The organism is Pseudomonas sp. GW821-FHT09E12, assembly GCF_059416085.1.
Genome location: NZ_JBWKOM010000001.1, coordinates 951,697 through 975,301 on the forward strand (window position 1 = coordinate 951,697; position 23,605 = coordinate 975,301).

Here is a 23,605-nt window from a genome sequence, read left to right on the forward strand (position 1 = left end):
GGCAAGCCTCGCTCCTACAGATTCTTCCGTAGGAGCGAGGCTTGCCCGCGATCGCTTTAATGCCCGCTGCGCAGCATTTCCTTGGGCACGTACTTGCCGATTTCGAACTTGCCAATGGCCGCGCGGTGCACTTCGTCCGGGCCGTCGGCCAGGCGCAAAGTACGTTGCATCGCATACATGTAGGCCAGCGGGAAATCGTTGGAGACCCCGGCCCCACCATGAATCTGGATGGCCCGGTCGATCACCTTCAAGGCCACGTTCGGCGCCACCACCTTGATCTGCGCGATCTCGCTTTTCGCCACCTTGTTGCCGACGGTGTCCATCATGTACGCCGCCTTCAGGGTCAGCAGGCGTGCCATGTCGATCTCCATCCGCGAGTCGGCGATCTTGTCGATATTGCCGCCCAGGCGCGCCAGCGGCTTGCCGAATGCGGTACGACTTACCGAACGCTTGCACATCAGTTCCAGCGCGCGCTCGGCCATGCCGATCGAACGCATGCAGTGGTGAATCCGGCCCGGGCCAAGGCGGCCCTGGGCGATCTCGAAACCACGGCCTTCGCCCAGCAGCACGTTCTCGTACGGCACCCGCACATTGTCGAACAGCACTTCGGCATGGCCGTGGGGTGCGTCGTCGTAACCGAACACCGGCAGCGGCCGGACAATCTTCACCCCGGGGGTGTCGACCGGCACCAGGATCATCGAGTGCTGCTGGTGGCGCGGCGCGTCCGGGTTGCTCAGGCCCATGAAGATCAGGATCTTGCAACGCGGGTCGCAGGCCCCCGAGGTCCACCACTTCTTGCCGTTGATCACCCATTCGTCGCCATCGCGCACGGCGCGGGCCGCCATGTTGGTGGCGTCGGACGACGCCACGTCCGGCTCGGTCATGGCGAAGGCGGAGCGGATCTCGCCGCGCAGCAGCGGCTCCAGCCAGCGTTGCTTCTGCTCTTCATTGGCGTAACGCACCAGCACTTCCATGTTGCCGGTGTCCGGTGCCGAGCAGTTGAAGGGTTCCGGCCCCAGCAGGGAGCGGCCCATGATTTCCGCCAGCGGCGCGTATTCCAGGTTGGTCAGGCCGGCGCCGAGTTCCGACTCGGGCAGGAACAGGTTCCACAACCCCTCGGCCTTGGCCTTGAGTTTGAGCTCTTCCATGATCGCCGTCGGCTGCCAGCGATCGCCTTCGGCGACCTGGCGCTCGAACACCGCTTCAGCCGGATAGACATAGGTGTCCATGAACGCGGTCACGCGCTCACGCAGTTCCTGAACCTTGGGTGAATAGGCGAAATCCATGGGCAGCTACCTTCTTGGCGAGGTGGTTGAGGGCATGGAACCGATGCTAGAACAGCTTACGAAAATTTACCTAGCCTATTCTCGGCGTGTATTAACATTCATCACCGATATATGATTGACTGATTGGGCAGGCCAATCAGTCCAGCCTCCGGCCCCTAACAATACCGGCCCCTAACAATAAGAGTGCAGCGCAATGAATCTGAGCAAGGTCGACCTCAACCTTTTCATCGTCTTCGACGCGATCTACACCGAAGCCAACCTGACCCGCGCCGGACAAATCGTCGGCATCACTCAGCCCGCTGTCTCCAACGCCCTGGCCCGCCTGCGCGAGACCTTCAACGACCCGCTGTTCGTGCGGACCGCCCAGGGCATGGTGCCCACGCCCATGGCGCAGAACATCATCGGCCCGGTGCGCAACGCCCTTTCGCTGCTGCGGGTGTCGGTGCAGGAAAGCCGCATCTTCAACCCCTTGCAGGCGGTCAAGACCTACCGCATCAGCATGACCGACCTGACCGAGGCAGTGATCCTGCCGCCGCTGTTCCAGCGCCTGCGGCGCCTGGCGCCCACGGTGATCATCGAGAGTTTCCTGTCCAAACGCCGGGAAACCACCAAGGAACTGGCCGCCGGCCGCCTGGATTTCGCCGTCGATGCCCCGCTCAACACCGACCCGCAGGTCCGCCACGTCAAGCTGATGGAAGACCGCTATGTGTGCGCCATGCGCAAGAGCCACCCGCTGGCGAACAAGGAAAAACTCAGCCTCGACGACTACCTGTCGCTGACCCACATCCATATTTCCAGCCGTCGCAGCGGCCTGGGTTACGTCGACCTGGCCCTGGGCAAGATGGGCATCCAGCGCAAGATCGCCCTGCGCTCCCAGCATTACCTGATGGCCTCGCAAGTGCTGCAGCAGACCGACATGGTCATGACCGTGCCCGAGCGCTTCGCCCGCCGCCATGACCTGCTGGCGTTCAACCTGCCGGTCAACGACGTGCCGCCGCTGGAAACCCACCTCTACTGGCACGAAAGCACCGACCAGGACCCGGCCAACCGCTGGATGCGCGAGCAGATGATCGAGCTGTGCCAGCAGGTGACGGCCCACGAGAAAAAACTCGAGAAGTGACCGGTAGGAACGAGGCTTGCCCGCGATCAGGGAGAACGTGGTGGTTCAGGGAAACCTCTGCGGACCCATCGCGGGCAAGCCTCGCCCCTACGGATAGGGCGGCATCCTGCTTGACGTATACGTCAACCTCGAATTAGCTTAACGCCAAGACCTTTTTCGAGTGCCCCCATGAGCAGCCAGACCTACAGCATTTCCGACCTCGCCCGCGAGCTCGACATCACCACCCGGGCCATCCGTTTTTATGAAGAACAAGGCCTGCTCGCCCCCGAACGCCGTGGCCAGGAACGCATCTACTCGCCACGGGACAAGGTCAGCCTGAAACTGATCCTGCGCGGCAAGCGCATCGGCTTCTCCCTGGCCGAATGCCGCGAGCTGATCGAACTCTACGACCCCAGCAGCGGCAACCTGAAACAGCTGCACAGCATGCTGGCGAAAATCGCCGAGCGCCGTGAGCAGCTAGAGCAACAGTTGCTGGACATCGAACAGATGAAGCTGGAGCTGGACACCGCGGAAGAGCGCTGCACCCAGGCGCTGGAGCAGACCATCCAGAATCAGAAAAGCGCCGTGCAGTAACCACCCCAGGCGGCGATCGCTCGCAAAGCGGCCGCGCCAGCAACACAGACAATCTGCCAGACAGACCGTAGCGCCTGGTTTTGCGTCGACTTCGTCGCCGAGCGCAGCCTGCGGCAGCGGCTACATTAGTGCCCACTTAATATAGGTAAAGCTCTCATGTCCCTCCCCACCCATGTCCGCCTGGTCGAAGTCGGTCCTCGCGACGGTTTGCAGAACGAAGCCCAGCCCATCAGCGTCGCCCACAAGGTGCAACTGGTGGATGCCCTGAGCGCGGCCGGGCTCGGCTATATAGAAGTCGGCAGTTTCGTCTCGCCCAAATGGGTGCCGCAGATGGCCGGGTCCGCCGAGGTATTCGCGCAGATCCAGCGCAAGCCGGGGGTAACCTACGGCGCCCTCGCCCCGAACCTGCGCGGTTTCGAAGACGCCCTGGCCGCCGGGGTCAAGGAAGTCGCGGTGTTCGCCGCCGCCTCCGAGGCCTTCTCCCAGCGCAACATCAACTGCTCCATCAGCGAGAGCCTGGAACGCTTCGTGCCGATCATGGAAGCAGCGAAACAGCACGGCGTTACCGTGCGCGGTTACGTGTCCTGTGTGCTGGGCTGCCCTTACGAAGGCGAGGTAGCGCCGGAACAGGTCGCCGTGGTCGCCCGCGAGCTGTACAGCATGGGCTGCTACGAAGTGTCCCTGGGCGACACCATCGGCACCGGTACCGCCGGCGCTACCCGCCGCATGTTCGAGGTGGTGGCCGCCCATGTTCCGCGGGACAAGCTCGCCGGGCACTTCCACGACACTTATGGCCAGGCCCTGGCCAATATCTACGCCAGCCTGCTGGAAGGCATCGCGGTGTTCGACAGCTCCATCGCCGGGCTCGGCGGCTGCCCCTATGCCAAGGGCGCCAGCGGCAACGTCGCCAGCGAGGACGTGCTGTACCTGCTCAACGGGCTGGGCATCAAAACCGGTATCGACATGGAGCGCCTGATCCTCGCCGGCCAGCAGATCTGCTCGGTGCTGGGGCGGCCCACCGGCTCGCGCGTCGCCAAGGCCCGTTACCCAGGTTGAGGGGCACGCCTGTTTCAGGGTGTTACCGGCCGCCCTGGCGCACGCTCGAAACGGGTAACACGGAAACAGTTTGTCGATTTTCTAGCGGTACAGATGAAAGACCAATTTTATCAAACCATTGATTTTAAAGGATTTTAAAAAGTTGGCATGGCTTCTGCTATATCTCTGGCATAACAAGAATAAAAAGCAGCAAAGCTAATAAAAATAAGACGAAACGACTCTGACATAACAAAAACAACACGGCAGAGACGCAGCTAACAGATTTTTTTGGAGAGGATGTGTTTTCCAGGGTGTCTTTAACAATAAGAGCCACCCGCAACCGGGCAGAGAACAATAAAACTACCCCAAGGTAGCTCCCGAACTGGTTGGTCGCTCAAGCGAGAAAATAGATCAGCGCTCAAAAAAATACGTTTGCTCTTGATCCCGGATGGGGATCGCCAAAAACAGCGGTAAAGGGTAACGGTTGCCAAAAACAACAACAGACCGCCCCTCAATAATAAAAAAAGAGCACGCAACGACAAAAATTAAAGGGGAGCTTCGGCTCCCCTTTGTGCTTTCCGGCCTTCCTGTTTCCCCCCTCTCCTGGCTCGGCTGCGGCCTCCAAAACGGCTCGCGAGCCGCTCCCGCAGGTATTCACGTGCGGGAGCCTGCTGGAACAGGATCAGGAACGCCCGCGCAACTCCTCGATGCTGATCTCGCGCATCCTGAACTTCTGGATCTTGCCGGTCACGGTCATCGGGAATTCCTCGACGAACTTGAAGTAACGCGGCGTCTTGAAGTGAGCGATACGCACCTTGCACCAGGCCTGCAGTTCCTCCTCGCTGGCGCTATGGCCGGGGTGGAACTTGATCCAGGCGACGATCTCTTCGCCATATTTCGAGCACGGGATGCCGATCACCTGCACGTCGGCCACCGCCGGGTGGGTGAAGAAAAACTCCTCCAGCTCGCGCGGATAAATGTTCTCGCCGCCGCGGATGATCATGTCCTTGTTACGCCCGGCGATGCACACGTAACCCTGCTCGTTCATGGTCGCCAGGTCGCCGGTGTGCATCCAGCCGGCCTGGTCGATGGCTTCGGCCGTGCCCTGGGGGTTGTTCCAGTAGCCCAGCATCACGCTGTAACCGCGAGTGCACAGCTCGCCGATGGTGCCGCGCGGCACGATATTGCCCGTCTCGTCGATGATCTTGCTTTCCAGCTGCGGCTGGGTGCGGCCGACCGTGGTCACGCGCAGCTCAAGGTCGTCCGCCGGGCCGGTCTGCAACGACACCGGGCTGGTTTCGGTCATGCCGTAGGCGATCTGCACTTCGCTCATGTGCATCTCGCTGATCACCCGCCGCATCACCTCGATCGGACAGGTGGCCCCGGCCATGATCCCGGTGCGCAGGCTCGACAGGTCGAACTCGGCCCGCCGTGGCTGGTCGAGCATGGCGATGAACATGGTCGGCACACCGTACAGCCCGGTGGCCTTTTCCTCGGCCACGGCGCCCAGGGTCTGCAGCGGATCGAAGGCATCGTTGGGGTAGATCATGGTCGTGCCGTGGGTCACGCAGCCCAGGTTGCCCATGACCATGCCGAAGCAGTGGTACAGCGGCACCGGGATCACCAAGCGGTCCTCGTGGCCCAGGCCCAGGCTCTCGCCGACCATGTAACCGTTGTTGAGGATGTTGTAGTGGCTGAGGGTCGCGCCCTTGGGGAACCCGGTGGTGCCGGAGGTGTACTGGATATTCACCGCCTGGTCGGGGTCCAGGCTGTCCTGGCGTTCGCGCAGCGCTTCGACGCTGACGCCGGCCCCCAGGTCGGCCAGTTGCGACCAGGGCAGAAAGCCCGACGGCGGCTGGGCATCGAGGCTGATCACGCCGCGCAAATCCGGCAGGCGCTCGCTTTGCAGTTGGCCGATGGACTGCTGCGCCAGCTCGGGCGCCAGGCCCTGGAGCATGGCGTGGTAATCAGAGGTCTTGAACGCGCCGGCGCACACCAGCCACTGGCAGCCGGACTGCTTGAGCACGTATTCCAGTTCGGAGCTGCGATAGGCCGGATTGATGTTCACCAGGATCGCGCCGATCTTGGCGCTGGCGAACTGGCTGATGCACCACTGGGCACAGTTGGGGGCCCAGATGCCCAGCCGGTCGCCGGTCTTGAGCCCCAGGGCCAGCAGCGCCCGGGCATGCAGATCGACGGTTTCGGCCAGTTGCTGCCAGCTGTAGCGCAGCTGCTGATGACGCACCACCAGGGCTTCGCCCCGAGGGTATGACGCCACCGTGCGATCGAACGCCTGACCGATGGTCAGCGCCAGCAAGGCCTTGTCCTGCGTGCCGCGAGTGTAACTGCGCCCCGGCGCGGATGCGGGTTGATCCATGATGACCCCCTATTGTCTTTATTGTAGGAGCGAAGCTTGCCCGCGATTGGAGCGCCGCGGTGTCGCTATACGACCGCGTTATCCTTCATCGCCAGCAAGCTCGGCTCCTACAGATTCGCGCAAGTTGACGTTTACGTAAAGGGTGATTGACAGCCACCCGTCGCAGGCTTACGTTAACGTAAAGGTGAGAGCCGAATCAGCCGCTCTCCACAGCCCGACTCCCTTACATAAAAACAAGTTTGAAGGTGCCCCCATGAGCTATCCGACCCTGAACTTTGCCCTCGGCGAAACCATCGACATGCTCCGCGACCAGGTGCAGGCCTTCGTCAAGGCCGAGCTGGCGCCACGGGCGGCACTGATCGACATCGACAACCTGTTCCCCGCCGACATGTGGCGCAAGTTCGGCGACATGGGCCTGCTGGGCATCACCGTGCCGGAAGAATACGGCGGCGCCGGCCTGGGCTATCTGGCCCACGTGGTGGCCATGGAAGAAATCAGCCGCGGTTCGGCCTCGGTCGCCCTCTCCTACGGCGCCCACTCCAACCTCTGCGTCAACCAGATCAACCGCAACGGCAACCACCAACAGAAAAGCCACTACCTGCCCAAGCTGATCAGCGGCGAACACATCGGCGCCCTGGCCATGAGCGAACCCAACGCCGGCTCCGACGTGGTCTCGATGAAGCTGCGCGCCGACAAGCGTGGCGATCGCTACGTGCTCAACGGCAGCAAGACCTGGATCACCAACGGCCCCGACGCCAACACCTATGTGATCTACGCCAAGACCGACCTGGAAAAAGGCCCGCACGGCATCACCGCGTTCATCGTCGAGCGCGACTGGAAAGGCTTCAGCCGCAGCAACAAGTTCGACAAGCTGGGCATGCGCGGCTCCAACACCTGCGAGCTGTTCTTCGACGATGTGGAAGTGCCGGAAGAGAACATCCTCGGCGTGCTCAATGGCGGCGTTAAGGTGCTGATGAGCGGCCTGGACTACGAGCGCGTGGTGCTCTCCGGCGGCCCGACCGGGATCATGCAGGCCTGCATGGACCTGGTGGTGCCCTACATCCATGACCGCAAGCAGTTCGGCCAGAGCATCGGCGAGTTCCAGCTGATCCAGGGCAAGGTCGCCGACATGTACACCCAGCTCAACGCCAGCCGCGCCTACCTGTATGCCGTGGCCCAGGCCTGCGAGCGCGGCGAGACCACGCGCAAGGACGCCGCCGGGGTGATCCTCTACAGCGCCGAACGCGCTACCCAGATGGCCCTGGACGCAATCCAGATCCTTGGCGGCAACGGCTACATCAACGAGTTCCCCGCCGGCCGCCTGCTGCGTGACGCCAAGTTGTATGAAATCGGCGCCGGCACCAGCGAAATCCGCCGCATGCTGATCGGTCGCGAACTGTTCAACGAAACCCGCTAACGGAGCTGTCCATGGCTATCCTGCATACCCAGCTCAACCCCCGTTCGGCGGAGTTCGTCGCCAACAGCGAAGCGATGCTCAAACAGGTCGACGCCCTGCACACCCTGCTCGCCCAGGTCCAGCAAGGCGGTGGCGCCAAGGCCCAGGAACGGCATACCTCGCGTGGCAAACTGCTGCCACGCGAGCGCATCAACCGCCTGCTCGACCCGGGCTCGCCCTTCCTCGAAGTCAGCCAGCTGGCGGCGTATCAGGTGTATGGCGAAGACGTGCCGGCCGCCGGGGTGATTGCCGGCATCGGCCGGGTCGAAGGCGTCGAATGCATGATCGTGGCCAACGACGCCACGGTGAAAGGCGGCTCCTATTACCCGCTGACCGTGAAAAAACACCTGCGCGCCCAGACCATCGCCCAGCAGAACCGCCTGCCCTGCATCTACCTGGTGGATTCGGGCGGCGCCAACCTGCCGCGCCAGGACGAGGTGTTCCCCGACCGCGAGCACTTCGGGCGGATCTTCTTCAACCAGGCCAATATGAGCGCCCAGGGCATCCCGCAGATCGCCGTGGTCATGGGCTCCTGCACCGCCGGTGGCGCCTACGTGCCAGCCATGGCCGACGAAGCGATCATGGTCCGCGAACAGGCCACCATCTTCCTCGCCGGCCCGCCGCTGGTGAAAGCCGCCACCGGTGAAGTGGTCAGCGCCGAAGACCTGGGCGGCGCCGATGTGCACTGCAAGATCTCCGGTGTCGCCGACCACTACGCCGACAGCGACGAACACGCCCTGGCCCTGGCCCGGCGCAGCATCGCCAACCTCAACTGGCGCAAACAGGGCGAGTTGCAGCAACGCGCGCCGATCGCCCCGCTGTATGCCAGCGACGAGCTGTACGGAGTGATCCCGGCGGACGCCAAACAACCTTTCGATGTGCGCGAAGTCATCGCGCGGCTGGTGGACGCTTCGGTCTTCGATGAGTTCAAGGCGCTGTTCGGCACCACCCTGGTGTGCGGCTTCGCCCACCTGCACGGTTACCCGATCGCCATCCTCGCCAACAACGGCATCCTCTTCGCCGAGGCCGCGCAGAAAGGCGCGCACTTCATCGAACTGGCCTGCCAGCGCGGCATCCCGCTGCTGTTCCTGCAGAACATCACCGGCTTCATGGTCGGGCAGAAATACGAAGCCGGCGGCATCGCCAAGCACGGCGCCAAGCTGGTGACCGCGGTGGCCTGCGCCAAGGTGCCGAAGTTCACGGTGATCATCGGCGGCAGCTTCGGCGCCGGTAACTACGGCATGTGCGGCCGCGCCTACGACCCACGTTTCCTGTGGATGTGGCCCAACGCGAGGATCGGCGTGATGGGCGCCGAACAAGCCGCCGGGGTGCTGGCGCAGGTCAAGCGCGAACAGGCCGAACGCGGCGGACAGACGTTCAGCGCCGCCCAGGAAGCCGAGATCAAGCAGCCGATCCTCGACCAGTACGAACACCAGGGCCATCCGTATTACTCCAGCGCCCGGCTGTGGGACGACGGCGTCATCGACCCGGCGCAGACCCGCGACGTCCTGGCGCTGGCCTTGTCCGCGTCCCTCAATGCCCCTATCGAACAGAGCCGCTTCGGCGTGTTCCGCATGTGACCCGGAGCGAAACCGACATGAACGACTTCAACACCCTGGAACTGCTGAAGGACCCGCGTGGTTTTGCCACCCTGTGGCTCAGCCGTGAGGAAAAGAACAACGCCTTCAACGCCGAAATGATCCGCGAGCTGATCCTCGCCCTGGATCAGGTGCAAAGCGATCCGGCCCTGCGCTTTTTGCTGGTGCGCGGCCGCGGCAAGCACTTCAGCGCCGGCGCCGACCTGGCCTGGATGCAGCAGTCGGCCGAACTCGACTACCACACCAACCTCGACGACGCCCGCGAGCTGGCCGAGCTGATGTACAACCTGGCCAAGCTGAAGATCCCGACCCTGGCCGTGGTACAAGGCGCGGCCTTTGGCGGGGCCCTGGGCCTGATCAGTTGCTGCGACATGGCCATCGGTGCCGACGACGCGCAGTTCTGCCTGTCGGAAGTACGCATCGGCCTGGCCCCGGCGGTGATCAGCCCGTTCGTGGTGCAAGCCATCGGCGAACGCGCGGCGCGCCGCTATGCCCTGACCGCCGAGCGCTTCAGCGGCCAGCGGGCCCGGGAAATCGGCCTGCTGGCGGAAAGCTACCCGGCGACCGAGCTGGAACAGCAAGTGGCGTCGTGGATCGACAACCTGCTGCTCAACAGCCCGTGCGCCATGCGCGCCAGCAAGGACCTGCTGCGCGAAGTCGGCAACGGCGCCCTGACCCCGGCCCTGCGCCGCTACTGCGAAAACGCCATTGCCCGCATCCGCGTCAGCCCCGAAGGCCAGGAAGGCCTGCGCGCCTTTCTGCAAAAGCGCTCGCCCAGCTGGCAGCCCGACCAGATCACCAAGGAGTCGCGTTAATGAGCGCCCCTGTCCTGACCACCCTGCTGGTGGCCAACCGCGGCGAGATCGCCTGCCGCGTAATGCGCACCGCCAAGGCCCTGGGCCTGACCACCGTGGCCGTGCACAGCGCCACCGACCGTGACGCCCGCCACAGCCGCGAAGCCGACCTGCGCATCGACCTGGGCGGCAGCAAGGCCGCCGACAGCTACCTGCAGATCGACAAACTGATCGCCGCCGCCAAGGCCAGCGGCGCCCAGGCGATTCACCCGGGCTACGGTTTTCTGTCGGAGAACGCCGGCTTCGCCCGCGCCATCGAAGCCGCTGGCCTGATCTTCCTCGGCCCGCCGGCGTCGGCCATCGACGCCATGGGCAGCAAATCGGCGGCCAAGGCACTGATGGAAACCGCTGGCGTGCCCCTGGTCCCCGGTTACCACGGCGAAGCCCAGGACCTGGAAACCTTCCGCGTCGCCGCCGAACGCATCGGCTACCCGGTGCTGCTCAAGGCCACCGCCGGCGGTGGCGGCAAGGGCATGAAAGTGGTGGAGGACGTCAGCCAGCTGGCCGAAGCCCTGGCCTCGGCCCAGCGTGAGGCGCAGTCGTCCTTCGGCGATTCGCGGATGCTGGTGGAAAAGTACGTGCTCAAGCCGCGTCACGTGGAGATCCAGGTGTTCGCCGACCAGCACGGCAACTGCCTGTACCTCAACGAGCGCGACTGCTCGATCCAGCGGCGCCACCAGAAAGTCGTCGAAGAAGCCCCGGCCCCCGGCCTGAGTGTCGAGCAGCGCAAGGCCATGGGCGAAGCCGCGGTGCGCGCGGCGCAGGCCATCGGTTACGTCGGCGCCGGCACCGTGGAGTTCCTGCTGGATTCGCGCGGCGAATTCTTCTTCATGGAAATGAACACCCGCCTGCAAGTGGAGCACCCGGTCACCGAAGCCATCACCGGGCTGGACCTGGTGGCCTGGCAAATCCGCGTGGCCCAGGGCGAAGCGCTGCCGATCACCCAGGACCAGGTGCCGCTGATCGGGCACGCGATCGAAGTGCGGCTGTACGCCGAGGACCCGGGCAATGACTTCCTCCCGGCCACCGGGCGCCTGGCGCTGTACCGCGAATCGGCGGCGGGTCCTGGACGTCGGGTGGACAGCGGTGTCGAGCAAGGCGACAGCGTGTCGCCGTTCTACGACCCGATGCTCGGCAAGCTGATCGCCTGGGGCGAAAACCGCGAGCAGGCGCGTTTGCGCCTGCTGGGCATGCTCGACGAGTTCGCCATTGGCGGGCTGAAGACCAACCTGGCGTTCCTGCGGCGCATCATCGCCCATCCGGCCTTCGCCGCCGCCGAGCTGGATACCGGCTTTATCCCGCGCTATCAGGACCAGTTGCTGCCACCGGCCAGCGCCTTGAGCGACGAGTTCTGGCAAGCCGCCGCCCAGGCGTTCGCCCAGAGCCAGCCGGACCAGACGCGCACCGACGACCGTCACTCGCCCTGGGCCAAGGCCAGCGGCCTGCGCATCGGCCTGCCGCGGGAAACAGTGCTGCACCTCGACTGCGAGGGCCAGGACCGGGCGATCACGCTGGACCCCCACAACACGGCCATGGCCTTGCATGACGAACAGCTGTCGATCGAACACAAGGGGCTGCGCCAGCAGCACCGGGCGATTCGCCAGGGCGACAGCCTGTACCTGCAGTGGCAGGGCGAGATGCACCGGGTCACGGCCTATGACCCGATTGCCGCGGTGGAGGCCAGCCACAGCCATCATGGCGGCCTGACCGCGCCCATGAACGGCAGCATCGTGCGGGTTCTGGTGCAAGCCGGGCAGAGTGTCGAAGCCGGCGCGCAACTGGTGGTCCTGGAAGCGATGAAGATGGAACACAGCATCCGCGCACCGCAAGCCGGGGTGGTCAAGGCGCTGTATTGCCAGGAAGGCGAGATGGTCAGTGAGGGAAGTGCCCTGGTGGAGCTGGAATAAGCTCCTGAGGCAGAAGATCGTTCCCGCAGCCTTGCGGGAACGATCGTATTTTTACGTCAGAATTTAGCGGTAGCCTGCACCACGACACCAATAATCCGACAGTCATCGCTGTAAAGCGCCTTCGGGTAAGTCGGATTCAGCGGCACCAGATAGCGTTGCCCACCCTCCTCCACCAGCTTGCGGAAAATCGCTTCGGTACTGCCCGGGCATTGCACGATCACCAGCTTGCCGGGAACCGCCTCCACCGCCGGATCCACCAGGATCAACATGTCCTGGGCGATGCTCAGGCCACTGGGGGCAATCATCGCGTCGCCCACCACGACCAGCCAGAAAGCCGAGCCTTCGGCCTGGTAGTCAGAGAGCTCGTAACGCTCGCTGGCGTAGCCCACGCCACCGGCCTCGCGCACCTCGCCAACGCCCCGCCAGTCGCTGACCGGATAGCGGAAGTACGGGTTGTACTTCTGCACCAACGACGGCCCTTCCAGCAGCAATTGGCCCTCGTCATCCACCTGTGGTTTTTCGCGGATCACCAGCGCGACTTCGAGAAAACCCAGGCCGATTTCTTCCAGCACCCGGTTCATGTCTTCGATCTTCGGCTGGCGCCGTTTGCTCAGCCAGTGGCCGATGCCGCCCTGGGACATGCCCAGGCGTTCCGCGAGCTTTTCTTGTGTGACCTTGCGGTCCTTCATGTTGGATTTAACCAACTCGATCCATTTGTCCATGGAGCGGAACAATACGTTGTGTATTTCGGCCCTCAACACACAAGTTGTAGTATTTGAAACCTAGTCACAAATACATTAAGTATTACCATTCCTCAGACCCTCTTATTCCACGTCAAAGGATGGAACCGCTCATGAGCACAACCAGCAAAGATGCACCGGAACTGGAAACCGATGTCGGCTTCAACGCCCTCAAGGACAGCGAGGCCGCTCGCCGGGCCATGGACTACTACTTGAAACCGGCTATTGCAGAATCGTCGATCGACGAGAAGTTCTTCGAGGTCAAACACAGCATCAGCAGCGAGGAAGCGATGATCCACGCTTCCGACCTGCTGCGTTGCGCCGCGGCCAGTGCCTACGAGGCCGCCGACCACCTGCGGGGTACCCGCCGCGACCTGGCGTTTTCCGTGGTGCACATGATCGACATGGCCAAGGCGCTGGTGGATCGCTCGCTGGACAGCCATCGCCCGGAATGAGCGCCACGGGCGATCCGGCCGATGAACAGGGCTGGCAACAGGGGCAGGAAATTATTTTCTAAAAGGCGGGGAAAAACATTTGACTTGCAAATGATAATGATTATTATTGCAAGCAGCTGGTCGCGAGATCAGTCGATAACCCAAGAGACCTTAGGTCGGACTCCTGGATTATCTCCTCATCAGGCTAATCACGGTTTTTGACCCGGCTTTTTGCCGGGTCTTTTTTTTCTGCCAGTTTTTCTGGCTTGGCTTCAGGCTAATGAAGACTGGGTACCGCTAAATTGGCGGCGATGATAGCAAAAGAATGCCTCATTGCAAGCCAACGCCCGCCGCAACGGCTCGCAAATGCAAAAACAGCGCTTGAGAATCAATCGCATAGCTTCTAAGCTGCTTTCGCGTCAAGGACGACGCCCCCCTCTCCCGCCGAAATTGCCCCCCTGTAACTCCCCCGCCTTGCTAAAGTAACGGTCATAAAAATCCTGCTCAGGAATCATGACCGTGGCCCAAAGCTCGTTTCAAATCTCTGCCAATTTCGACAGCGGCAATATCGAAGTACTGGATGCCAGCAACCCCTCGCAAGTCCTGCTGGCCATCAAGCCCGACACCCGCAGCGCGCATTTCCAGTGGTTCCACTTCAAGGCCAGCGGCCTGCATGTCGGCCAGGAACACTGGTTCCGCCTGAGCAATGCCAGCAAATCCTCGTACAACAAGGCCTGGAGCGGCTACCAGGCGGTGGCCTCCTACGATCACGTCAACTGGTTCCGCGTGCCAACGATTTTTGAAGGCGACACCCTGCGCTTCTGCCTGGAAGCCACCCAGACCCACGCCTGGTTCGCCTACTTCGAACCCTACAGCCGCGGTCGGCACGACTGGCTGATCGATCAGGCACTGACCAAGGCCGGCGCCGAACTGCTGGCCACCGGCAAAAGTGTCGAGGGTCGTGACATCCAACTGCTGCGCAAAGGCAACGGCGGCGAAGGCCGGCGCAAGGTCTGGATCATCGCCCAGCAGCACCCTGGCGAGCACATGGCCGAATGGTTCATGGAGGGCGTGATCGAGCGCCTGCAGCACCGTGACGATGCCGAGCTGAACAGGCTGCTGGCCAGCGCCGACCTGTACCTGGTGCCGAACATGAACCCCGACGGCGCTTTCCACGGCCATTTGCGCACCAACGCCATGGGCCAGGACCTGAACCGCGCCTGGCAGAGCGCCAGCCAGGAGCTCAGCCCGGAAGTGCTGTTCGTCCAGCAGCAGATGGAGCAGTACGGCGTCGACCTGTTCCTCGACGTGCACGGCGACGAAGAAATCCCTCACGTGTTCACCGCCGGCTGCGAAGGCAACCCGGGCTACACGCCGCGCCTGGCCAAGCTCGAGGAGCATTTCCGCAGCCACCTGAAACACAAGACCCGGGACTTCCAGACCACCCACGGCTACACCAGGGACAAGCCCGGCGAAGCCAACATGACCCTGGCCTGCAACAGCGTCGGCGAGAAGTTCGACTGCCTGTCGCTGACCCTGGAAATGCCGTTCAAGGACCACGACGACAACCCCAACCCGCTCACCGGCTGGTCGGGCAAACGCTCGATGCAGCTGGGCAAGGACGTCCTCAGCACCGTGGCCGACATGGTCGGCATCCTGCGCTGATCCTGCTGCACTGGCCGCGGCTCGACCCGCGGCCGGCGCCTATTGCACCGGCACCCGCCGGCAATCCTCGGGCCCGAGCAGGCGCCCGTCCGCCGAGCGCAATTCCAGCGGTCGCAGCGGCTGCCCCTGCTCGCGGTCGACCATCAGCGAATGCGCCTCCCCCGGTTCATAGAAATACGCCTCGCCCCACTGCCGCAAACCGATGATCAGGTTGAACAGGCCGTTGCCCTTCTGCGTCAGCACGTACTCCTGATAGGCACTGCCATCCGACGCCGGTAGCACCTCGAAGATGCCATGGGCCACCAGGGTGCGCAGGCGGGCGGCGAGGATGTTCTTGGCCATCCCCAGGTTGCGCTGGAACTCGCTGAAGCGGCGGATGCCGTCGAAGGCATCGCGAATGATCAGCAGCGACCACCAGTCGCCAATAGCGTCCAGGGAACGGGCCACCGGGCATTCGGCGCCCTCCAGGCTTGTGCGTTTGACCATGATGCAGACTCGCGACAGGAAAGTGGTTGCAATATAAAACCAGCCTCTCTACCGTACAACTAGTTTCATAACGCAACCAGAACTCACGGAGCCGAGCATGACCGCCGCAATTGCCCCTCTGCCATCCGCCACCATTCCGGCGTCGGTGGTGCTGCTCTTTGCCATTGCCTGCGGGCTGGCGGTGGGCAATGTCTATTACGCCCAACCCCTGCTTGATGCCATGGCCCACAGCCTGGGCATGCCGCCGGCGACCATCGGCCTGGTCATCACCCTGACCCAGGTCGGCTACGGCCTCGGCCTGCTGTTCCTGGTGCCGCTGGGCGATCTGCTGAACCGGCGGCGGCTGATCGTCGGCCAGACGAGCTTGTCGGTCGCGGCCCTGTTGATGGTGGCGCTGGCCGCGGACAGCACCTGGCTGTTGCTGGGCATGGCCCTGACCGGGCTGCTCGCGGTGGTGACCCAGGTACTGGTGGCCTATGCCGCCAACCTGGCCGCGCCGGGCGAACGTGGCCGGGTGGTGGGCAGCGTGACCAGCGGCATCGTGCTCGGGATCCTGCTGGCGCGCACGGTATCGGGCACCATGGCCGACCTGGCCGGCTGGCGTTCGGTGTACCTGCTGTCGGCCGGGCTGACCCTGGTCATGGCGCTGCTGTTGTGGCGGGTGCTGCCCAAGGTCGAGCAACCGGCGGCGCTGCACAGCTACGGCCAACTGATCCGCTCGTTGTTCGGTCTGTTTCGCGAAGAAAAAATCCTGCGCGATCGGGCGGTGCTGGCGATGCTGATCTTCGGCGCCGGCACCGTGTTGTGGACCCCGCTGGTGCTGCCCCTGAGCGCCCCGCCGCTGTCGTTGTCCCATACCGAGATCGGTCTGTTCGGCCTCGCCGGCGCGGCCGGGGCCCTGGGTGCTTCGCGCGCCGGACGCCTGGCCGACCGTGGCCTGGGCCAATGGACCAGCGGCCTGGCACTGAGCCTGATGCTGGCCTCCTGGTTACCCATCGCCTACACCCAGTGGTCACTCTGGGCCCTGCTGCTGGGGGTGATCGTCTTCGACCTGGGCTTGCAGGCGGTGCATGTCACCAGCCAGAGCCTGATCTACAGCACCCGCCCAGAGGCCCAGAGCCGCCTGGCCGCGGGCTACATGCTGTTCTATTCGATCGGCAGCGCCAGCGGCTCGATCGGCGCCACGGCCATGTACGCCTGGGCGGGCTGGACCGGGGTGTGCCTGCTGGGCGCCGCGATCAATGGCGTGGCGCTGCTGTACTGGCTGTGGAGCCTGAACCCGCGCAAAGCCCTGGTGTGTGCCGGTTGAGACGGGGCCCGTGCGGTCCTTCTCGACCGCACCGCCCCCACCCTCACTCCTTGCCGCGCAGCATGCTCTCCAACACCCCGTCGCGGCGCACCCAGCCATGGAACAGCGCCGCCGCCAGATGCAGCAGCACCGTCAAAAACAGCAGGTAGGCGAGAAAGCCGTGAGCCTTGCGCAAAAAGGCGAACAGCTGGGCATTGGCCGGCAGGATCGCCGGCAACTGCAGCGAGCTGCCGAGCATCACCGGGTCGCCCGCCGCCGAAATCATCGCCCAGCCCAGCAGCGGCAGGATCAGCATCAGCACGTACAGCAGCACATGGGAGGCCTTGGCCGCCACCGCCTGCCAGCCCGGCAGGTCCGCCGGCAACGGCGGTTGCCGGGTGGAAAAGCGCACGACCAGACGCACGATCACCAGCAACAGAATGGCAATGCCCAGCGGCTTGTGCAGGTGGATCAGCCATTGGTGACGCTCGGACACCGAGGCCACCATGCCGGCGCCGATAAACAGCATGGCAATGATCATCAGCGCCATCAGCCAGTGCAGCAGGCGCGCCAGTGGCGCGAAGTGGTTCGGTTGGGCGCTCATGGGCGGGACTCCTGGGCAGCGCGGGGCAATTGGCCGACTTCACTGGTGCGGCGCAGATAGGAACTGGCATAGGCCGCCGAACGGGCCGCCAGCAGCGGGTCGTCGGAGGCGACAATGCCGCTCGGCAGCACCAGCGGGTCGTAGTTGATGTCGCGGCATTCGCCATCGTTCTGCGGTTGGCTGCGCTCCAGCACCAGGGTCCCGGCATTCAGCACCTTGCGCTCGCTGGGCCAGGCCTTGCTGGCGTCGTCGGTCGGGTCGCCCGGGTTGGCCAGGGTGATGTTCAAGCGCCAGCGCAACGGCCCCGCGGCCAGGCGCTGCACCAGGTCTTTTTCCAGGAAGTCGTTGCCTTGCGGCGCCACCGCGCCGGGCGCGTCCTGGGTCAGCGGCACCACGCCCCAGCGCACGGCCTGGCGTTGCCCGCTGGCGCTCACCAGGTAAAACGCGTTGATGCCGTTGTAGGTCTCGGTGGCATAGCTGGCCGAGGGCTTGGCGCCCTTGATCCATTGCAGGAACGGCATGGCTTCGGGGTGGGCGGCGAAAAACGCCGGCACGCTGGCCGGGTTCGGCTTGCCGGTCGCCGGGTCGGGCGAACTGGCCTGCTGCAACTGGTAAAACGCCTCGGGGGTGCCCACCGGGAACACCGGCATGCTGTTCATCCCGGTGCGCCACTGCTGACCGTTGGCCTGGGTGAAACGCAGGGCCAGGCTGCGGATCGGCACGCTGCCGTCAGGCGCATAGGGGTTGCCGGGGGGCAAGGCGAAACGCCCGACCACCGGGGTCCGCGCTTCGTTGAACACCTGGGCGCTGGAATAACTGCGGGCCTCGCCGCTGCTCTCGAAATAACCGGCCACGCACACGCCCTTGGCGTGGTTGCGACGAAAGCCCGGATGCACGCCGTTGTTTTTCTCCAGCACATCCACCAGGGCCTTGGGGGTCAGGCGCTGCGGATCGAAGGTGCCGTGCACGTAGGCCATGGCGCCGGCCAGGGCCGCGACCACCAGGGCGATCCCGCCCAGACGCAGGCTCAGGCTGGCCGCGCTCAAGGGCGGACGATCAGGGGGTGATGGGCGATCTACCATGAATATCTCCAGGGCCGCGGGCCACAGGTGGAAAGGACAGGTCAGACGAGCCCCGGCGGCGGTTATTCCCTGGCCCGCTATTTATTTTTCCGGCACGGGAATAACCTGCGTTGCCGGGCGTCTGGCGCAAGTGTGCTGTTGCAAGCGTAGCGACTGGCCAACGACCCGCAGGAACCCATGAACGATATCGACGAACAGCTGCGTGAAATCATCCCCCGGCTACGGCGCTTCGCCCTGTCCCTGAGCCGTCAGCCCAGCAGCGCCGACGACCTGGTGCAGGCGAGCCTGGAACGGGCGCTGTCGAGCTGGAGCGAAAAACGCCCCGAGGGCGATCTGCGGGCCTGGCTGTTCGCCATCCTCTACCGGCAGTTTCTCGACGCGCACCGCCGCTCACGGCGTTATGCACGCATGCTGGAATTCTTCACCGGGCGTGACGACGCCCAGCCTTCGGTGGAACGCAGCGTGGTCGCGCAATCGACCCTGGAAGCCTTCGACCGCCTGCCCGCCGAACAGCGCGCGCTACTGCTCTGGGTCTCGGTGGAAGGCCTGAGCTACAAGGAAGTCGCCACCATCCTCGAGGTGCCCACCGGCACTGTGATGTCTCGCCTGTCCCGGGCGCGCCAGGCCCTGCGCCAGCTCAGCGACGGCGAAATCAGCAGCCCTTCTTTGCGGATACTCAAATGATCAGCCTGCCCCCCAGCGAACGCGACCTGCACGCCTATGTCGATCATCGGCTCAACGAGAGTGACCGGCGCCTGCTGGAAACCTACCTGAGCAGCCACCCGCTGCTCGCCGCCCAGGTCCAGGCCTGGCAGCAGGACGCCCAGCAGTTGCGCGCGGCCCTCGGCGGCGCCCTGCAACAACCGGCCAACCCCGACCTCGACCCGGCGCTGATTCGCCAACGCCTCAAGCGCCAGTCGCGCCGCCACCTGGCCAATGCCGCGCTGCTGTTGATCGCCCTCGGCATCGGCGGCCTGAGTGGCTGGCAGGCGCGGGAAATGACCCTGGCCAGCGCCCCGCTGCCGATGACCGACGCCCTGCAGGCCTACCGCCTGTTTGCCCAGCAAGGCGTCCTCCCGGCCGACCTCAAGGTCCAGGGCAATGGCGCCATGCAGGCCTGGCTCGACCGTTACTTCACCCAGGCCGAGCGCCTGCCGGACCTGCGCGAATCCGGGTTCCAGGCGGTCAGCGGGCGGCTGCTGAGCACCGATCAAGGGCCGGCGGCTATGGTGCTGTACGAGGACCAGGGCGGGCACAGGATCAGTTTCTATATCCGTCCGCCGGGACCGAAAAACTACCTGCTGCCCCGGGGCAGCCGCAGCGATGGCGAACTGCAGGCCGACTACTGGTCCGACAGCGGCTACAACTACGCCATGGTCAGCCCCAGTGGTTCGGCGGTGGCGCAGCGGCTGCAGGACACCCAGAAATTTTGAGCCACAGTGCCCGCACCCTATGGGCCAGCCTTGAAACCGCCAAAGGTCCTTCGGACCTATCGCAGCCTGCGGCAGCGGCTACATCGACCCCGTCATCCGGTCCATCACCTCCTCCTGTAGCCGCTGCCGTAGGCTGCGATCGGCAGCGAAGCAGCCGCAGGATCTGCGCCACGCCACAAACACTTGCGACTAGCGCAATAGGGTCCCTCCTCCCTTAAAACCCCACATCCAGCACCACATTGTCGATATAGGTCCCCGCCGGCGGCGTGGCCTGGTCGGTGTAGATCCGGGCGTTGTAGTTGAACACCTGGCTGCCAGTGCCCAGGCCGTTGCCCGGGTTCACCTCGGCATCGGAACTGGCCCGCCGCGCCGCGCCCACGCTGCCCCAGCGGGTGGTGCCGGCACTCTTGAAGATGTCGTAGGCCAGGTAATTGCTCCCCGAGATCATCCGCCGCCGCCCGCCGACGCTGACGGCATGCTGGCCATCGTCCAGGCCCACGGTGTAGGCACTGCCCTTGGTACAGGCGAGGTTGATGGTCTGCCCACTGACGGTGGCGAAGGCGCTGATCACCGGCGCGCTGCCGAAGCTGATGTTGGGTGCGGTGATCACGCAGTCGTTGGCCACCGTCAGGTTGACCGTCAGGCTGGCGACGCCGCTGCCGATATCGCGCCCCAGGCATGCGCCCAGCACACCGATCCCCGCGCAGTAGTTCCAGCTCCAGGCGATGCTCAGGGTCTCGGTGTAGATGCCGGCGGCGACGTTGCTGCCGGTGATGCTACCCAGGTAGACCGGAATGGCCTTGGCCACGGTCGGGCTGCCCAGCAGCCCCAGGGCATCGACGATGGAGTTGCGCGCGAAGTCGAACTGCACGCCACGGTTGATGGGGTAGTTGGTGCTGTTGTCGCCGTAGATCGTATAGCCGATGACATCGCCGGTGGGGCCCAGCAGCCCGCTCTGCGAGGAGGTGATGGTGGCGTAGAAATGGTCGTTGCTGGCCATCAGGGTCGCCAACGAGCCGGTACAGGCCAGGCCGGCGTTGGTGCTGGAAGCGGACTGCGAGGTGGTGCGCACCAGGATCGAGCTGAGGGTGCCGAAACTCGCCGGCGAGGTACTGACCACCGAACACAGGGCCTGGGCCGCCCCCGGCGACAGCAGCGCCATCAGCAACAGCCCCTGGCCCCAATAGCGACACAACCTGTCCATGTTCACCGCCTCCCGATTCCGTTCATGAATCCTCACTGACACACCAAAGGCCCGATCAACGGCACCTGTTCCTGCTCCGGCTCCAGGGTAAAGCTCACCTGGCAACTGCTGCCGTCGGCCAGGCTGACCCGCAGGCTGTTGTTCGGCGCCAGGTTTTCCAGGTACACCAGGCCATCCCAGCCCACCACCGCCTGGGCGCCGCTCTGCTCGTGGGTCACCAGGCTGCCCAGGGGCAGCTCCTGGTGCCGGGCGTCCACCAGGACCACGCTGGCGGCGACGATGCGGGTCAAGGGGAACGCCACCAGGTAGCCACTGCCGCGACGCACCGCGACCCGCTGTTCGACCACCGGGCTCTGCACGTTGGCCGGCAGGTTCAGCGGGTCGATCTCGTATTTGCCGCGGTAATAGGCGCTGCTCCAGGGCACCAGCAGATGGCCGTTCTTATCGGTGCGTCCCACCAGCTGGTTTTCATAGCGCACCGGAATATCCCGGTAGCCGTCGGTGCTGACCACCACGAAAGCGTCGTCGATGCGGTTGGCGGCGAACACCTGATGGTCCATCCACACCAGCGAACCACTGGCATCGGCCCAACGGGTTTCGGCCTCGCTGGAACCATAGACCCCGGCCTGCAATTGCACCGACTGCAAACGCCAGGTCAGGTCGGCCTGGCGGTAGGCCGGCGCATCGCCCTGGGCATAACCGAGATTGAAGCCGACGCCACCTTCGCTGGGCACCGCCCGGCTGTAGTTGACCCGCTGCCGGTCCTGCCCGTCCTTGCTGCGCTCGCTGCTCAGGCTCAGGCTGCCGTGAAGGTCGAACGGAATCACCAGCTGGGCCTGGACCGCCCAGTTGCTGTCGCCGATCTCGCGGTTGGCCGACAGGTAGAAACTGCTGCTGCGCCACAGCGGCTTGCTCCAGGTCAGGTTGAGCAGGCGGGTGCGCGAATCGTCCGTGGCGCGCACATCGAAATAACCGACACCGAGGCTGCCGTAGCGCTCGAGGTTGAGGCTCAGGGTCAGTTGCTCACTGCGCTGGCTGAGGCTGGCGTAGGGGCTGTCCACCACCGTCAGGTCGGCGTAGCCGTCGCGGCGCTGCATGCGCTGGTAGGACAGGCTGTAGCGCTGGCTGCTGTACTGGTAACCGAGGCTGACCTGCTGCCCGCCCTGGCCGTCGAAGCGGCTCTGGCTGATGGCGCTGTTGAGCACGCCGAAGTTGCCCAGGCGCAGGTTGCCGCCGAAACCGCCGAGGGTCAGGGACTGCGCCGCCTCGGCATGGCCTTCCAGGGTCAGGTTGTCGCTCAGGCCGTAGCGCAGGCTGCCGGAAGTGACGCCGGGGCCGTAGCTGAAATCCCGCAGCGTGTAGTCGCGGCGCAGGGTCCCGGCGGCCACCGAGAAATCGCTCAGGCCTTTTTGCAGCAGGCTGCTGGTGACATAGAACGGCACGGTGGTGGACACCTGTCGCCCCAAGGCATCGGTGGTCACCACCACCGCTTCGCCGGCACCGTTGATGAACGGGATATTGGTCAGGGTGTAGGGCCCCGGCTGCAGGTCGGCGCTGCTGGACTTGTAGCCGTTGATAAACAGGTCCACCGAGGACGGCACCGCCGCCTCCCCGGCGAACTGCGGCAAGGGGTAGGTCACCAGGTCTGGGCGCACGGCAAAATCGCGCGACAGTTGCACACCGCCCAGGCGCACCGAGTTGCTCCAGGGCAAGGCGCCACTGACCAGGTCGCCGGCCTCGTAGGTCAGCAAACGCTCGTCGTCGGAGTAACGCCAGGTGGTGTCATAGCGCCGGTAGCCGTTGTTCAGCGTGCCCTCGCCCAGGCCGGAAAAGGTGCGCCGGTACTGGCCGGTGTTGGACAGGGTGCCCCAGCCGTCGAACAGCCGCACCTCGTTCCAGGCCGCCAGGTAGGTGCCGGCATCGTCGGTGTCGTTGAGGTACAGATCGTAATTGAGCAAGGCGCCGAAACTGCTCAGCGCCGGGGTTCGTGGATAGGCCTGGCGGCTGCCGATCAATTGCTCCGGCAGCCAGTCCGGCGGCACCTCCAGCAACAGCCGCTGGCCCTGGCTGTCGTAGTCGCTGTGCAGCCCTTGCAGGCTGTCGAGGGCGACCTGGGCGTCGAGCCCGTCGGGCAATTTCATCCCGCTTTCCCGCAGAGCCTGAGCCGGCACGAACAGGCGTCCGGCACGTTGCTCGACGGCGATCACTCGCCCGGTATTCATCTGATTGACCACCAGTTCCAGAAACAGCTGGGCATCGCTGATCGCTTCCATGCCGCTGGGCGGCGGCGGCAGTTCGCCACCCAGGCTGCCGGAGGCGAACACCCAGCAACACAGCCCGCTCACCGCCCACCCCGGGCGCCAGAAACGACGAGCCGCGCCGAGGTTCATTGAAGCGTTACGCCCATCGATGGACACCTTTCTTCCATGGCTTGCAGTGACTGCCGCTACCGGTCAGCCTGAA

Annotated in this window: 20 protein-coding genes; 12 read left to right on the plus strand and 8 right to left on the minus strand. The window is 64.5% G+C overall.

Annotation, left to right across the window (positions count from 1 at the left end):
• Nucleotides 1–56: 56 nt before the first annotated feature.
• Nucleotides 57–1,286, minus strand: a complete 1,230-nt coding sequence (locus AC07PQ_RS04260; RefSeq protein ID WP_007929649.1) for an acyl-CoA dehydrogenase — start codon at nt 1,284–1,286, stop codon at nt 57–59.
• 193 nt (nt 1,287–1,479) lie between these two features.
• Here AC07PQ_RS04260 and AC07PQ_RS04265 point away from each other — a divergent pair, with 193 nt between their 5' ends.
• The 3 genes from AC07PQ_RS04265 to AC07PQ_RS04275 all read left to right on the plus strand — a co-directional run bounded on the left by AC07PQ_RS04265 (nt 1,480) and on the right by AC07PQ_RS04275 (nt 4,035).
• A complete protein-coding gene (locus AC07PQ_RS04265; RefSeq protein WP_007929650.1) occupies nt 1,480–2,406 on the plus strand; it encodes a LysR family transcriptional regulator in 927 nt (308 codons plus the stop codon).
• Nucleotides 2,407–2,574: 168 nt separating this feature from the next.
• Nucleotides 2,575–2,979: a MerR family transcriptional regulator gene (locus AC07PQ_RS04270; RefSeq protein WP_007929654.1), complete on the plus strand. Its 405-nt coding sequence runs from the start codon at nt 2,575–2,577 to the stop codon at nt 2,977–2,979.
• Nucleotides 2,980–3,135: 156 nt separating this feature from the next.
• Complete coding sequence (locus AC07PQ_RS04275; protein WP_493184375.1) at nt 3,136–4,035, plus strand: hydroxymethylglutaryl-CoA lyase; 900 nt, start codon at nt 3,136–3,138, stop codon at nt 4,033–4,035.
• Between the two features lie 661 nt (nt 4,036–4,696).
• On the opposite strand, the gene AC07PQ_RS04280 is transcribed toward AC07PQ_RS04275, so the two are convergent.
• Entirely contained in the window at nt 4,697–6,391 is a 1,695-nt protein-coding gene (locus AC07PQ_RS04280) for an AMP-binding protein (protein ID WP_493184374.1), read from the minus strand.
• A 253-nt stretch (nt 6,392–6,644) separates the two neighbouring features.
• On the opposite strand from AC07PQ_RS04280, the gene AC07PQ_RS04285 reads away from it, so the two are divergent.
• Genes AC07PQ_RS04285 through AC07PQ_RS04300 form a run of 4 tightly spaced genes read left to right on the plus strand, consistent with a single transcriptional unit; the run spans nt 6,645 to nt 12,206 of the window.
• Complete coding sequence (locus AC07PQ_RS04285) at nt 6,645–7,808, plus strand: isovaleryl-CoA dehydrogenase (protein ID WP_493184373.1); 1,164 nt, start codon at nt 6,645–6,647, stop codon at nt 7,806–7,808.
• 11 nt (nt 7,809–7,819) lie between these two features.
• Nucleotides 7,820–9,427 carry a carboxyl transferase domain-containing protein gene (locus AC07PQ_RS04290; RefSeq protein WP_493184372.1) on the plus strand — a complete coding sequence of 536 codons (1,608 nt, stop codon included), beginning with the start codon at nt 7,820–7,822 and terminating at the stop codon, nt 9,425–9,427.
• A 17-nt stretch (nt 9,428–9,444) separates the two neighbouring features.
• Nucleotides 9,445–10,260, plus strand: coding sequence for a gamma-carboxygeranoyl-CoA hydratase (locus AC07PQ_RS04295; protein ID WP_007929659.1), 816 nt, complete (start codon nt 9,445–9,447; stop codon nt 10,258–10,260).
• On the plus strand, nt 10,260–12,206 hold the full coding sequence (locus AC07PQ_RS04300; RefSeq protein ID WP_493184371.1) for an acetyl/propionyl/methylcrotonyl-CoA carboxylase subunit alpha: 1,947 nt from the start codon (nt 10,260–10,262) through the stop codon (nt 12,204–12,206). Before AC07PQ_RS04295 ends, AC07PQ_RS04300 begins: the two co-directional genes overlap by 1 nt.
• Nucleotides 12,207–12,262: 56 nt before the next feature.
• Here the strand turns inward: AC07PQ_RS04300 and AC07PQ_RS04305 are convergent, their stop codons facing one another.
• A complete protein-coding gene (locus tag AC07PQ_RS04305; RefSeq protein ID WP_007929663.1) occupies nt 12,263–12,928 on the minus strand; it encodes a LexA family protein in 666 nt (221 codons plus the stop codon).
• 131 nt (nt 12,929–13,059) lie between these two features.
• On the opposite strand from AC07PQ_RS04305, the gene AC07PQ_RS04310 reads away from it, so the two are divergent.
• Nucleotides 13,060–13,401: a DUF6124 family protein gene (locus AC07PQ_RS04310; RefSeq protein ID WP_007929666.1), complete on the plus strand. Its 342-nt coding sequence runs from the start codon at nt 13,060–13,062 to the stop codon at nt 13,399–13,401.
• A 492-nt stretch (nt 13,402–13,893) separates the two neighbouring features.
• The gene (locus AC07PQ_RS04315) at nt 13,894–15,045 is read left to right on the plus strand and encodes a M14 family metallopeptidase (protein WP_037035520.1); all 1,152 of its coding nucleotides are present in this window, start codon (nt 13,894–13,896) and stop codon (nt 15,043–15,045) included.
• Nucleotides 15,046–15,084: 39 nt separating this feature from the next.
• Here the strand turns inward: AC07PQ_RS04315 and AC07PQ_RS04320 are convergent, their stop codons facing one another.
• Nucleotides 15,085–15,531 (minus strand): winged helix-turn-helix transcriptional regulator, encoded by a 447-nt coding sequence (locus AC07PQ_RS04320; RefSeq protein WP_085534093.1) that lies wholly within the window; start codon nt 15,529–15,531, stop codon nt 15,085–15,087.
• A gap of 97 nt (nt 15,532–15,628) precedes the next feature.
• Between AC07PQ_RS04320 and AC07PQ_RS04325 the strand changes: the two genes are divergently transcribed.
• Nucleotides 15,629–16,840, plus strand: coding sequence for an MFS transporter (locus tag AC07PQ_RS04325; RefSeq protein ID WP_493184370.1), 1,212 nt, complete (start codon nt 15,629–15,631; stop codon nt 16,838–16,840).
• Nucleotides 16,841–16,883: 43 nt separating this feature from the next.
• On the opposite strand, the gene AC07PQ_RS04330 is transcribed toward AC07PQ_RS04325, so the two are convergent.
• Nucleotides 16,884–17,423: a cytochrome b gene (locus tag AC07PQ_RS04330; protein ID WP_493184369.1), complete on the minus strand. Its 540-nt coding sequence runs from the start codon at nt 17,421–17,423 to the stop codon at nt 16,884–16,886.
• Entirely contained in the window at nt 17,420–18,505 is a 1,086-nt protein-coding gene (locus AC07PQ_RS04335; protein ID WP_493184368.1) for a catalase family peroxidase, read from the minus strand. Before AC07PQ_RS04335 ends, AC07PQ_RS04330 begins: the two co-directional genes overlap by 4 nt.
• A gap of 177 nt (nt 18,506–18,682) precedes the next feature.
• Here AC07PQ_RS04335 and AC07PQ_RS04340 point away from each other — a divergent pair, with 177 nt between their 5' ends.
• Both AC07PQ_RS04340 and AC07PQ_RS04345 read left to right on the plus strand, forming a co-directional pair.
• A complete protein-coding gene (locus AC07PQ_RS04340; protein WP_007929687.1) occupies nt 18,683–19,189 on the plus strand; it encodes an RNA polymerase sigma factor in 507 nt (168 codons plus the stop codon).
• The gene (locus AC07PQ_RS04345; protein ID WP_493184367.1) at nt 19,186–19,938 is read left to right on the plus strand and encodes an anti-sigma factor family protein; all 753 of its coding nucleotides are present in this window, start codon (nt 19,186–19,188) and stop codon (nt 19,936–19,938) included. The genes AC07PQ_RS04340 and AC07PQ_RS04345 overlap by 4 nt, the downstream gene beginning before the upstream one ends.
• Before the next feature lie 214 nt (nt 19,939–20,152).
• Here AC07PQ_RS04345 and AC07PQ_RS04350 read toward each other — a convergent pair whose 3' ends face one another.
• Both AC07PQ_RS04350 and AC07PQ_RS04355 read right to left on the minus strand, forming a co-directional pair.
• Nucleotides 20,153–21,142: a Csu type fimbrial protein gene (locus AC07PQ_RS04350; RefSeq protein ID WP_007923592.1), complete on the minus strand. Its 990-nt coding sequence runs from the start codon at nt 21,140–21,142 to the stop codon at nt 20,153–20,155.
• A gap of 32 nt (nt 21,143–21,174) precedes the next feature.
• Nucleotides 21,175–23,532, minus strand: coding sequence for a fimbria/pilus outer membrane usher protein (locus AC07PQ_RS04355; protein WP_493184852.1), 2,358 nt, complete (start codon nt 23,530–23,532; stop codon nt 21,175–21,177).
• Nucleotides 23,533–23,605 lie beyond the last annotated feature (73 nt).